The sequence below is a fragment of the Micromonospora sp. TSRI0369 genome, from assembly GCF_001905625.1.
Classification (GTDB): Bacteria; Actinomycetota; Actinomycetes; order Mycobacteriales; family Micromonosporaceae; genus Micromonospora; species Micromonospora echinospora_A.
Genome location: NZ_LIVU01000005.1, coordinates 1 through 11,651 on the forward strand (window position 1 = coordinate 1; position 11,651 = coordinate 11,651).

The 11,651-nt window shown below is 75.1% G+C and carries 11 protein-coding genes; 7 read left to right on the forward strand and 4 right to left on the reverse strand.

Features of this window, described 5'->3' with window-relative positions:
* Nucleotides 1-264 precede the first annotated feature (264 nt).
* A complete protein-coding gene (locus AMK25_RS17160) occupies nt 265-1,902 on the forward strand; it encodes a serine/threonine protein kinase (protein WP_073829381.1) in 1,638 nt (545 codons plus the stop codon).
* Here AMK25_RS17160 and AMK25_RS32435 read toward each other — a convergent pair.
* Entirely contained in the window at nt 1,899-2,207 is a 309-nt protein-coding gene (locus tag AMK25_RS32435) for a hypothetical protein (protein WP_198937614.1), read from the reverse strand. The genes AMK25_RS17160 and AMK25_RS32435 overlap by 4 nt on opposite strands.
* 754 nt (nt 2,208-2,961) lie before the next feature.
* Between AMK25_RS32435 and AMK25_RS31960 the strand changes: the two genes are divergently transcribed.
* The 5 genes from AMK25_RS31960 (at nt 2,962) to AMK25_RS17185 (ending at nt 8,603) form a co-directional block, all read left to right on the forward strand.
* Nucleotides 2,962-3,603 (forward strand): hypothetical protein, encoded by a 642-nt coding sequence (locus tag AMK25_RS31960; RefSeq protein ID WP_241826389.1) that lies wholly within the window; start codon nt 2,962-2,964, stop codon nt 3,601-3,603.
* 73 nt (nt 3,604-3,676) lie between these two features.
* Nucleotides 3,677-4,702, forward strand: a complete 1,026-nt coding sequence (locus tag AMK25_RS17170) for a mechanosensitive ion channel family protein (protein ID WP_083664751.1) — start codon at nt 3,677-3,679, stop codon at nt 4,700-4,702.
* Nucleotides 4,703-4,903: 201 nt separating this feature from the next.
* Complete coding sequence (locus tag AMK25_RS17175) at nt 4,904-6,169, forward strand: MFS transporter (RefSeq protein ID WP_073829383.1); 1,266 nt, start codon at nt 4,904-4,906, stop codon at nt 6,167-6,169.
* 80 nt (nt 6,170-6,249) lie between these two features.
* The gene (locus AMK25_RS17180) at nt 6,250-8,112 is read left to right on the forward strand and encodes a transketolase (RefSeq protein ID WP_073829971.1); all 1,863 of its coding nucleotides are present in this window, start codon (nt 6,250-6,252) and stop codon (nt 8,110-8,112) included.
* Nucleotides 8,113-8,213: 101 nt separating this feature from the next.
* Nucleotides 8,214-8,603, forward strand: coding sequence for a DUF2267 domain-containing protein (locus tag AMK25_RS17185; RefSeq protein WP_073829384.1), 390 nt, complete (start codon nt 8,214-8,216; stop codon nt 8,601-8,603).
* 87 nt (nt 8,604-8,690) lie between these two features.
* Here AMK25_RS17185 and AMK25_RS17190 read toward each other — a convergent pair whose 3' ends face one another.
* Complete coding sequence (locus tag AMK25_RS17190; RefSeq protein WP_073829385.1) at nt 8,691-9,089, reverse strand: YchJ family protein; 399 nt, start codon at nt 9,087-9,089, stop codon at nt 8,691-8,693.
* Nucleotides 9,090-9,200: 111 nt separating this feature from the next.
* Between AMK25_RS17190 and AMK25_RS17195 the strand changes: the two genes are divergently transcribed.
* Nucleotides 9,201-10,202 (forward strand): phosphotransferase family protein, encoded by a 1,002-nt coding sequence (locus AMK25_RS17195; RefSeq protein WP_073829386.1) that lies wholly within the window; start codon nt 9,201-9,203, stop codon nt 10,200-10,202.
* Nucleotides 10,203-10,211: 9 nt separating this feature from the next.
* On the opposite strand, the gene AMK25_RS17200 is transcribed toward AMK25_RS17195, so the two are convergent.
* Together AMK25_RS17200 and AMK25_RS17205 are read right to left on the reverse strand one after the other, a co-directional pair.
* A complete protein-coding gene (locus AMK25_RS17200) occupies nt 10,212-10,853 on the reverse strand; it encodes a class F sortase (RefSeq protein WP_073829972.1) in 642 nt (213 codons plus the stop codon).
* A gap of 76 nt (nt 10,854-10,929) precedes the next feature.
* Nucleotides 10,930-11,412, reverse strand: a complete 483-nt coding sequence (locus AMK25_RS17205; RefSeq protein ID WP_073829387.1) for a hypothetical protein — start codon at nt 11,410-11,412, stop codon at nt 10,930-10,932.
* Nucleotides 11,413-11,651 lie beyond the last annotated feature (239 nt).

The following is an 11,651-nucleotide window of genomic DNA, read 5'->3' on the forward strand; positions in this document are numbered from 1 at the left end:
GCACTGAAGCCTAGAAACCGCCTCCCTTTCGTCCCCGCCAACTTCATGATCAACGGGGCGAGGGTGGTTGCCGGGGTCTGGTAATCGTGGCGGTGTGTCCGATACCGACCACCTGTCGTGCCGTGCCGCGCCGCGCGACCAACGAGCCGCCGACCGGCGACCGGAAGCAGCCGTTGCGCCGATGGCCGGCTGCCCCGGCCCGGTGAGAATGACCCGCGAGGCGGCATCCGACACCCGCCCGTGGAACGCGGTGGAGTCTGTCGCATGAGCGGCTGGGAACTGTCCGGCTACACGCCGGTGCGCCGGCTCGGCGCCGGCGCGTCCGGCAGCGTGGTGCTCGCCACCCACGACCGGACCGGCACCCCGGTCGCCATCAAGTACCTGGTCCGCGACCTCGGCGAGGACTCGTCGTTCCGGACCGCCTTCCGCGCCGAGGCCCGGCTGCTCGGCGAGATCGACGACCCGCACGTCAGCCGCCTCTACGAGTACGTCGAGTCCCCGGACGGCGCGGCCATCGTGATGGAACTGGTCGACGGCGTGTCGCTGCGCCAGATGCTGCGCGCACACGGCCCGACCACGCCCGAGGCCGCGCTCTGCGTTCTCAAGGGCTCACTCGCCGGCCTGGCCGCCGCGCACCGCCACGGTGTCGTGCACCGCGACTACAAACCGGAGAACGTGCTCGTCACCGGCGCCGGGCTGAGCAAACTCGCCGACTTCGGCATCGCCATGCCGGTCGGCCAGGACTCCGGCGCCACGGTCTCCGGCACGCCCCGCTACATGGCCCCCGAGCAGTGGACCGGCGCCCCCGCCGCCCCGGCCTGCGACGTATACGCCGCCACCGCCACGTTCTTCGAATGCCTCACCGGGCGGCCTCCGTACCAGGGACCGGACCTGCTCTCCCTGCGCGACCAGCACGCCTTGGCACCGATCCCCGCCGAGGCGGCGCCCCCGCCGGTGCACGAGCTGCTGCGCCACGGCATGGCCAAGCGCCCCGACGAGCGGCCCGAGTCCGCCGAGGCGTTCCTCGGCCTGCTGGAACAGGTGGCCGGCACCGGCTACGGCCCGGAATGGGAGGAACGCGGGCTGCGTGAGCTGGGCCGCCGGGCAGCGCTGCTGGCCGCGCTGTGGCCGTTCCCCGAGCGGGCCGAGGGCGCCACCGCCGTCGCCCACACCGCGGTGGCGGACACGGCGCTCGGCGCGCGCTCCGGCCGGCGCGGACTGTTCCGCAAGGGCCGCACCCGTACCGCGCTGGCCGCCGGCGCCCTGGCCGCCGCCGTCCTGGCCGGCGGCGCCGGCTACAGCTACGCCGCCAACGACGGGACCGACGCCGCTGCCCCCACCGGCCCGGCGAGCGCCGCCCCGGCCATCACGACGGCTCCCACGCCGGATCCGACCGCCGCCGAGACGCCGAGCCCGTCGCCGACACGCACCCCGTCCACCGCGTCACCGCCGCCCGCGCCGTCCGCCACCCCGGACCGGACCGGGTCGCCGACCCGCACCGGTACGCCCACCCCCAGCGCGTCGCGCAGCACCACCCCGCCGCCGCCGGACGTGATCGCGCCGGTCGTGGACGGGGTGCGCGCCGACCCCGGCGAGCTGGACCCGAAGGGCTGCCCCTACGGCGCGAAGAGCAGCACCGTCACCGCCACCGTCACCGACGACCGCAGCGCCCCGGCCGCGCTGACCGTCACCTTCGGCTACACCCTCGACGGCGCCACCGGAACGATCCGGATGACCGCCGCCGGCCGCGGCGTGTTCACCGGCACGCTGGGCCCGCTGTCCACACCCAGGCGCAGCGCCCGCATCCCGATCCGCGTCACCGCCGCCGACGCCGCCGGCAACACGACCACCTCGGCGTCACCGGTGTACGTGACGCTCTACCACGACTGCACCCCCGGCTAGGAGTACGACAGTGCCCGCTGCCCAGCACCGCCGCCCGCTCCGGGGACGGCCGGCGTGACCCGGCCCGACGAGCCCACCGAGGCGCTGCCCACCCGCGCCCTGCCGGTGACCCCGCCCGGGGACGCCGACACCGCCGAGCCGACCGTCCACCTCGTCGCGCCCCGCGCCACCACCGAGGCGGAGCCGACGGTTTCTCTGTCTGCGGTGAACGCGGAGCCGACGGTGCCCGTGTCCGTGGACGGTGCGGAGCCGACAGTGTCCCTGTCCGCGGTGAGCGCGGAGCCGATCGTTCCACGTGCGGCCACGGCGGACACCGGCGACGCGGAACCCACCGTGCATCTCGCCCGGCCTGAGGCGAAACGGTCGCCCGCTGCCGAACCGACCGTCCACCTGAGCCCGATCCCGGCCGAGGACGACCGCACGGCAGACCTCACCGCTCCGGCCGCATCGGCACCGGCCGCCGGGGAGCCGACCGGCGTCCCGCGTCTGGCCACGGACAGCTCCGCGGAAGAGGCGACCGCCGACCTTCGGTCCGGCCCGCAGAGCGAGGTGACGGCCCAGACCCCGACACCGGGCAATGCTGCGGGAGAGCCGACGGTGAGCCTGCGCCCGGTCCCGGGTGACACGGCAGGCGAGCCGACGGCACATCTGCCCGCGTCGGGAAGCACCGCAGGGGAGGCGACAGCGCGCCTGCGCCCGGCCCCCACGGATGAGGCGACGACGCAGCTTCGCCACGTCGCGGACAACGCGGCCGGGGAGCCCACGGTGAGCTTGCGTCCCGTCGTGGGCGGTCCGGCCGAGGAGCCGACGGTGAGCCTGCGTCCGCTTCCCGAGGGCGCGGTCGGCGAGGCAACAGTGCATCTCCGCCAAGCCCCGACCCAGGCCCCGGCCTCGGCCTCGGTCCTGACTCCAGCCCCGACGCAGCCGCAGCCGCAGCCCCAGCCCCAACCGCAGCCCCAGCCCCAGCCCCAGGCAACGGCTCCGACTGCGGCCTGGGGCAACGCGACTGGGCAGGCGACAGTGCGTCCGCGTCTGGCGCCGCCGACCAGGAGCCCGGGCGTGGAGCCGACCGTGTCGTGGCAGCCCACCGGCGTACCGCATGGGCACCAGGCCGGCGGGCCGCCGACGGTGACGGGCGTCGGGGCGTACCCGGATCGGACCGTGGGCGCGCGGGCGGTGAGCGGCGCCCCGGCGCCCGCGCCCGGCGGCGAACTGCGCTTCGGGCCGGGCGTGCCGGTGACGCCACCGCCCGCACCGCCCTGGCCGACCGCGCCCCCGATCCGGCCGCGGCCGGTCTGGCGGCGTGTCGTCTCGGTGCTGTCCACGCTGCTCGCCGCCGCGCTGCTGCTGACGGTCGGCTTCTACCTGTGGCAGCGGCTGCGCCCGATGGAGGTCGAGCAGGTGTCGGTGGCGGCGACCCGGCCGGCCGGCGTCGCGTGCGACGTGACGGTGGACGTGGTGGCCACGGTACGGACCAACGGGCGCGCCGGAACGATCCGCTACCAGTGGTTCCGCTCGGACGCCCCGCCCGGCGCGCTGCTCACCGAGCGGGTCGGCAGCGGGCAGCACACCGCGACCCTCACCCTGAAGTGGACGTTCACCGGAGTGGGCACGACCAGCGGAACGGCCACCGTCAACATCATCGAACCGGCGCCGATGCAGGCCGGCGCCCGCGTCAGCTACCGCTGCCCCGGCGGCTGACCGCGTTTCCCCGCGCGCGGGTCCGGGTAGCCCCACCCGAACAAACCTGGACCATATGCGTGGAGGCCCTTCGATGAGAGACAACTTCGGGGACGCGGTGGGCGACGCGTTCCGATCGGTGATGCTGTTCCTGCCCAAGGCGGTCGCGTTCGTCGCCATCCTGGTCGCCGGCTGGCTGGTCGCCAAGGCCGTCCGGAAGCTGGTGGACAAGGTTCTGGAGCGTGTCCACTTCGACCGCGCCGTCGAGCGTGGCGGGATCAAGACCGCGCTCGCCCGCTCCAGGTACGACGCCAGCGACATCGTCGCCAAGCTCGCCTACTACGGGGTGCTGCTGGTCACGCTCCAGCTCGCATTCGGCATCTGGGGCCCCAACCCGATCTCCGACCTGATCGCCGGAGTGATCGCCTGGCTGCCCCGGGCGTTCGTCGCCATCGTCATCGTGGTGGTCGCCGCGGCCATCGCCCGTGCCGTGAAGGACATCATCTCCAGCGCGCTCGGCGGCCTCTCCTACGGCCGGGTGCTGGCGAACCTCGCCTCGGTGTTCATCCTGGGCCTCGGCGTCATCGCCGCGCTCAACCAGATCGGCGTCGCCACCACGGTCACCACCCCGGTGCTGATCGCGGTGCTCGCCACAGTGGGCGGCATCCTGGTCGTCGGTGTCGGCGGCGGCCTGATCCGGCCGATGCAGAGCCGCTGGGAGAACTGGCTGACCCGGGCCGAGGAGGAGTCGCGCACCATCGCCACGCACGCCCGCGCGTACCAGGCCGGGCGCCGCGACGTCGAGGCCCGGCTGGCCGCCGCCGGACCGTACGCGGACTCCGAGCTGACCCAGCCGGTGAGCCGGGACGTCGAGGCGGACCGCACGCAGCCCGTCCCCGCGTACCCGGGCACCCAGCCGGCGACGGCCGCGGGCGACGCCGACGTCACCGCGCCGGTGCCGCCGCAGGCGGGCGCGGAGGCCACGCAGCACATTCCGGCGTACGCGGACTCCGACCGCACCCAGCCGACCACCCCGCGCCAACCCACCGCCGAGCAGGCTGCGGACAGCGAGGCCACCATGGTCATCCCGCAGGCCGACGTGGAGAAGTTCCGCCGCTGACCCGGCAGCCGTGACACTCGGGGCGGGACCGCAGGGTCCCGCCCCGATCCGCGTGTGCGGGGGACCCCTCGCGGGCCGGACGCCGGTTAGGATCGCGGCATGACCTGGCGATGTTGATGCCTCACTGAGCGACGAGGCCGCGGGCCGCCGCGGACGCCGTGCTTTCCGGCCGGTGTCCGTCACGTCCCGTGGGAAGGTTCCATGCTCGTCGCTCCTGCCCGCGTACCAGCGACCCGCCGCCTGGCGGCGACGCTCTACGGGTACGCGTTCCTCACCGACCTGGTCCTGCTCTACCCGCTCTACGTGCTGCTGTTCGCCGACACCGGGTTGTCGGTCGGGCAGATCTCCTCGCTGTTCGTGCTCTGGGCGGCCGCCGGCATCGTGCTGGAGGTGCCCTCCGGGGTCTGGGCCGACGCGGTGTCACGCCGGCTGCTGCTGTGCCTGGCGCCGCTGCTCGCCGCCGCCGGGTTCGCGCTCTGGGTGCTGCTGCCGTCCTACCCGGCGTTCGCCGTGGGTTTCCTGCTCTGGGGCGCCGGTGGCGCGCTGCGCTCGGGCGCTCTGGAGGCGCTGGTCTTCACCGAGCTGGAGCGTCTCGGCGCGGCCGACCGGTACGCACGGCTGATCGGCCGTGCCCGCACCGCCGAGGTGCTCGGCGCCGTCGGGTCCGGGGTGCTCGCCGGGCCGGCGTACGCGCTCGGCGGCTACCTCGCGGTCGGCGCGGCCAGCGTGGCGACGTGCCTGCTCGCGGCAGCCGTCGCGGCCCGCTTCCCGGAGCACCGCCCGCCACCGGCCCCGGCGCTGCCTTCCGTCGCGCCGGTTGTGCCGCTCCCGAGCGCCGCGCCGGACGGACCGGGCGTCGCGCCGGACGGGCCGCTCCCGGGTGACGACGAGCCCGTTTGGCTCGACAGCCTGCGCCTGGGCCTCGGCGAGGTGCGCGCCGACCGTCGCGTGCGCGCCGCCGTGCTGCTGGTCGCGGCCGTCACCGCGATCTGGGGTGGGCTGGACGAGTACACCGGACTGCTGGCCGCCGACACCGGCATGGCCGAGGTGGGCGTGCCGCTGCTGCTCCTGCTGGTCTGGGCCGGGATGACTGTGGGCGGGCTGCTCGCGCCGCTGGGCGAGCGCCTGTCCCACCGCGGGTACGCCGGTCTGCTGGTGTTCGCGGCCGCAGCGACGGCGGCCGGCGCGCTGCTGCGGCATCCGGCCGGTTTCCTGCTGCTGGCCGCCGCGTTCGCCGCGTTCCAGCTCGCCAGGGTGCTCGCCGACGTGCGGCTCCAGGCCCGGATCGCCGGGTCGGCCCGGGCCACAGTCACTTCGCTCGCGGGGATGGCCACCGACCTGACCGTCGTCGCCTTCTACGGCGGGTACGGGCTGCTCGCCGGCGCGGTCGGCAACCCGGCGGCCTTCGCGGTCGCGGTGCTGCCGTACCTGCTGGTGGCGCTGTGGCTGCTCACCGGTCGAGCGTGAATCGCCAAAAAAGGGACCAATGGTCGCGCCTGCGGCCTAGCGTGGGTCCGGAAATCGGCGACCCCGGGGAGACGATCGCGGTGACGTTGGAAGCAGAGCGCACGCTGCGCGACGAGGACCTGACCGGGCTGGCGGAGCTGGCCGCCCAGCTGCGGGTGGACGCGATCCGGTGCAGCACGACGGCCGGCTCCGGGCACCCGACGTCGAGCCTCTCCGCCGCCGACCTGCTCGCCGTGCTCGTCGCCCGGCACCTGCGCTACGACTGGTCCTACCCGGGCAACCCCGGCAACGACCACCTGATCTTCTCCAAGGGGCACGCCTCGCCGCTGCTGTACGCGGTGTTCCGGGCCACCGGCGCGATCAGCGAGCAGGAGCTGCTGGAAACGTACCGGCAGGCCGGGTCGCGCCTGCAGGGCCACCCCACGCCGGTGCTGCCCTGGGTGGACGTCGCCACCGGCTCGCTCGGGCAGGGACTGCCGGTCGGCGTCGGGGTGGCGCTCGCCGCCCAGTACCTCGACCGGTCGCCCGCGCACGTGTGGGTGCTCTGCGGCGACAGCGAGACCGCGGAAGGCTCGGTGTGGGAGGCGCTGGACAAGGCCGGGCACTACGGGCTGCGTAACCTCACCGCGATCGTGGACGTCAACCGGTTCGGCCAGCGCGGCCCCACCGAGCTGGAGTGGGACCTGGACACCTACCGGCGCCGCGTGGAGGCGTTCGGCTGCCGGGCCATGGTCGTCGACGGCCACGACCTGGGCGCGATCGACGAGGCGTACGGGCAGGCGCGCGAGGCCACCGGACCGACGGTGGTGCTGGCCCGCACGGTCAAGGGCAAGGGCGTGCCGGAGGTGGAGAACGACCCGGCCTGGCACGGCAAGGCGTTCGACCCGGAACTGGCCGACCGGGCCGTGCGGGCGCTCGGCGGCCCCCGGCGCACCCGGGTGGCCGGTCCGAAGCCACCGCCCGCGCCGCGCACCGCACCGCCCGAGCACGGGCAGCCGCAACTGCCCCGGTACGAGCGTGGGACGAAGGTGGCCACGCGGGACGCGTACGGTGACGCGCTGCACGCCCTCGGCGCGGCCCGGCCCGACGTGGTCGCGCTCGACGGCGAGGTCAGCGACTCCACCCGGGCCGAGCGCTTCGCCGCCGCGTACCCCGACCGGTTCTTCCAGATGTTCATCGCCGAGCAGCAGCTCGCCGCCGCGGCGGTGGGCCTGGCGGTACGCGGCTACCGGCCGTTCGCGGCGACCTTCGCCGCGTTCTGGACCCGCGCGTACGACTTCATCCGGATGGCCGGCGTGTCCCGGGCCGACATCGCGCTCGTCGGCTCGCACGCCGGGGTGGAGATCGGCCCCGACGGCCCGTCCCAGATGGGGCTGGAGGACATCGCGGCGCTGCGCGCGGTGCCCGGCTCCACGGTGCTCAGCCCGGCCGACGCGGTCTCCTGCGCGGCCCTGGTCGCCCAGCTGCCCGACCACCCGGGCATCAGCTACCTGCGCACCACGCGCGGCAAGTACCCGGTGCTCTACGACGACGGTGACCCGTTCCCGATCGGCGGCAGCCGGATCGTGCGCGACGGCGGCGACGTGGCGCTGCTCGGCACCGGCGTGACGGTGCACCTCTGCCTCGCCGCCGCCGACGAGCTGACCCGCGAGGGCATCGACGCGCGCGTGATCGACATGTACTCGATCAAGCCGGTCGACCGGCAGCGCCTCGCCGAGACCGTCGTGGAGACCGGCGGGCGGCTCGTGGTGGTCGAGGACCACTACCCGCAGGGCGGGCTGGGCTCGGCCGTGCTGGAGGCGCTCGCCGACCTGGGCGAACCGGCCCGGGTCAACCACCTGGCGGTACGCGGGCTGCCCGGCTCTGGCACCCCCGCCCAGCAGCTCGACCTGGCCGGCATCGGCGTCGGCGCGATCGTCTCGGCGGCGCGGTCCCTGGCCTGAGATCGTGCTCGCCGGGACCGGCGGCAGGTCCCGGCCCGGGACGGTGTTTGCCGCGGCCGGCGGCGGGTAGCCACGCTGCCGTTGCGACGGGAGGAACCACGATGGCCGAACCGGAGTTCTACGCGCGGGTGTCCGCCCGCGCCGGCGTGCCGGTGGAGACCGCCCGCGCGCTGACCGAGGCGACACTGCGCACGCTCGCCGAACGGATCAGCGGCGGCGAGGCCGACGACCTGTCCGCGCACGTCGCGCACGAGCTGCGTCCGCTGCTGGCCCGCGCCCGGGTGGACGACCCCGAGGTCTTCGGGTACGACGAGTTCCTGCGCCGGGTCGCCGAGCGCTCCGGCGCGACCCCGTCCGACGCCGAGCGCGGCGCCCGGGCGGTGCTGCAGGCGCTGCACCGGGTGGTCGGGCCCGCCGGGTTCAACCGCGCGCTGTCCCAGCTGCCGCGCGAGATCGGCGAGCTGGCCCAGCCCACCCCACGCCCCGCTTAGCCCCCGCGAAAGGAAGGGCCCCCTGTTAACGCCTCCGGTAGAGGAAGGGCCCTTTGTTAACACCCGACGCTTCCCGGCCGGGCGGCGTCACTCCGGCAGCGCGTCCAGGTAGACCCAGCGGCCGTCCTCGCGGGCGAAGCGGCTGTGCTCGGCCAGCACTCCCGCCCGGCCGTCCTCGCGGTAGTGCGCCCGGAACCGGACCGTCCCGGCGCTGTCGAACAGGCCGCCCTGCCCGGTCTCCAGGATCTCCAGCCGCAGCCAGCGGGTGCCCGGGTCCAGATCCAACCGCTCCGGCCGGGTCGTCGAGTGCCAGCTGTGCCGCAGGTACGCGGCGTCGCCGAGCGCGAACGCGCTGAACCGGGACCGCATCAGCGCCTCCGCGGTCGCCGCCGTCGCCGCGCCGGAGTGCACCGGGGCGCAGCAGTCCGCGTACGGCCGGCCGGTGCCGCACGGGCAGGCCGTGTTCCGTTCACCCCGTGTCACCATGCCGCGATTCTCCCAAGCGGCGGGGAATCGTTAAGAAGGGGCCCTTCCTCTACCGGAGGCGTTAACAGGGGGCCCTTCCTTAAGCCCCGGACGCACTACGCTTTCTGCACCATGAGTGTGAGTCCTACTCAGCGTGTTCTCGATCCCGCGCAGGTCCGCCGCTACCTGACCGCCTCGCTCGGGCCCGACGCTGAGGTGGAGGGCTGCGGCCCGCTGTCCGGTGGCGGCTTCGCCGCCGTCTGGTGGGTACGCCTGGCCGACGGCCGGGACGTGGTGCTCAAGGTCGGTCCGCCGCCGCACGTGCCGCTGCTGCGCTACGAGCGGGACATGATCGGCGCGGAGGCGCGCTACCTGCGCCTGGTGGCGGCGCGGGCGCCCGCGGTGCCGGCCCCGGCGCTGCTGCACCACGGCCGCCACCCCGACCTGGGCGACTGGCTGCTCATGGCGCGGCTGCCCGGTCGTACCCTCTGGGATCTGACGCAGGCCGGCGCGGACGTCGGGCCGCTGCGCGCCGAGTTCGGCCTCGCGTTGACCGCGTTGCACGCCGTCACCGGCGAGCGGTACGGCTACGACGGCGGCCGGGCCGGCGGCGCGACGTGGCGGGACGCCTACACGGCCATGATCGACGACATGCTCGCCGACGCCGCCGACTGGGCGGTGCCGCTGCCGGTGCCCGCATCCCGGGTCCGGGAGCTGGTGGCGCGGCACGCGGGAGTGCTCGACGCGGTACGCCGCCCGGCGCTGCTGCACTTCGACGGCTGGGCCGGCAACGTGCTCGCCGTCGACGGGCCGGACGGCGAGCCGCGCCTGAGCGGGCTGGTCGACGGCGAGCGGTACCTGTGGGGCGATCCGCTGATGGACCTGGTGTCGCCGCTGCTGTTCCGCCGCGTCGAGGACGAGCCGGGCGACCCGCTGGTGCGCGCCTACCGGACGGTGGCGCCGTTCCCGCTCGACGCCGGGGTGCGGCGGCGGCTCGGCCTCTACCGGCTCTATCTCTACCTGCTGATGACCGTCGAGATGCCCAGCCGCAACATCACCGCCGACAGCGACCCGGGCCGGGTGGAGCTGCTGGCGAAGCTGCTCGGCGCGGAACTGGACGACCTGGCGGGCTGAGCGGCCGGGTCAGCGGACGGCGGTGGCGAAGACCACGATGTTGTCCGGGTAGCTGCCGGTCCGCGGGTCGAACCGCCCGCCGCACGTGATCAGCCGCAACCGGGGCGCCGCGTCGCCACCGTAGACCCGCGCCGTGGGGAAGCGTTCCTTCGGGTACGCCCCGACGCCGTCCACTGTGAACGTCGCGGTCCGGCCGTCGGCGCGCAGCACCCGGATCGTGTCGCCGGGGCGCAGCCGGCCGAGGTCGAAGAAGACCGCCGGGCCGTGCTGCGAGTCGACGTGCCCGACCAGCACCGCGTTGCCGGCCTGGCCGGGCGCGGGACCGGGGTGGTACCAGCCGGTGACCTCCGGCCGTTCCAGTGGCGGGACCTCCAGCGCGCCGTCGGCGTCGGTGGCCACCGGCACGATCTCGGCGTCGACGGCGATGCGGGGGATGGTGACGCGCACCGGCGCGGATCGGGGCAGCGCCGCTCCGGCGGCGGGGCGCTCGGTGGCGGGGGCGGCGGACGCGCCGGGCTGCGGTGGTGTCGTCGACGTGCTGCCGAGCCCGGCCGAGACCAGTCCGGCGCCGGTGGCGGCGGCCACCGTGACGGCGCTGACCACCACGGCGGTGCGCAGCCGGGACCGGCGTTCGTGCGGCGACGGGGACAGGGTGCCACCTCCGTCCGGCAGGGAGACGCCGCCCGCGCCGGGTTGTGCCGGCGCGGGCGGTCGCTCGGTGAGCCGCTCAGGCGACGGCGCCCGCCCGGCGCCGGCGGATGACCGCGTACGCGCCACCGGCGAGCGCCCCGGCGGCCAGCACGCCACCGGCGATCAGCACCCCGGTGTCGCCGTCGCGTCCGCCGCCGCCGGCCTGCGCGCCGCCGATCGGCGTGACGGTGAACGTGGCGCTGCCGCCGTCGCTGCCGTCACCGCAGGTGGTGGCGACCGTGTACGTGCCGAGCGTGAACCCGGCGGTGAACAGTTCGGCGCTCAGGCCACCGCCCGCGGCCGCAGTGGTGGACCGGACGTTCTGGTCCCGGTCCGGGCCGGTGACCCGGAAGATCGCGTCACCGGCGTTCGGGTTGCACGTGGTGGTCAGCACGACGGTGCCGCCGACCGGGGTGGTGGCGGGTGAGACTCTGGTGTCCGCCAGCGCGGCGGCCGGGAGCAGCAGTGCGCCGAGGCCCACGCCGAACGCCGCCGATCCGAGAAATGACTGTGCCTTCATCCGCGTCTTCCCTCACTTTTCGTCCGCTGTAGGCGTGGGACGTCGTTCGGGTGGCCAACTCCGTGACGAGCACCGGTGTGGCCAACACTAGGAGGGTTGCGGCGGTCACTGGGGGTAATTGAGAAATCTTCGTTGCCGTCCGGTGTGCTCCCTGCCGCCACCGGAGGGTGGACATGCCGGGCCAGGCCGGACGGCGTGCCGTCCCGGTTCGGCGCGTCTGGGTCCGCTGTCCGTTTCGC

Excerpts from the sequence above, each read along its gene's own strand:
- AMK25_RS17160 (WP_073829381.1), top strand. The coding sequence starts at position 265 with ATGAGCGGCTGGGAACTGTCCGGCTACACGCCGGTGCGCCGGCTCGGC.
- AMK25_RS17170 (WP_083664751.1), top strand. The coding sequence starts at position 3,677 with ATGAGAGACAACTTCGGGGACGCGGTGGGCGACGCGTTCCGATCGGTG.
- AMK25_RS17175 (WP_073829383.1), top strand. The coding sequence starts at position 4,904 with ATGCTCGTCGCTCCTGCCCGCGTACCAGCGACCCGCCGCCTGGCGGCG.
- AMK25_RS17185 (WP_073829384.1), top strand. The coding sequence starts at position 8,214 with ATGGCCGAACCGGAGTTCTACGCGCGGGTGTCCGCCCGCGCCGGCGTG.
- AMK25_RS17190 (WP_073829385.1), bottom strand. The coding sequence starts at position 9,089 with ATGGTGACACGGGGTGAACGGAACACGGCCTGCCCGTGCGGCACCGGC.
- AMK25_RS17195 (WP_073829386.1), top strand. The coding sequence starts at position 9,201 with ATGAGTGTGAGTCCTACTCAGCGTGTTCTCGATCCCGCGCAGGTCCGC.
- AMK25_RS17205 (WP_073829387.1), bottom strand. The coding sequence starts at position 11,412 with ATGAAGGCACAGTCATTTCTCGGATCGGCGGCGTTCGGCGTGGGCCTC.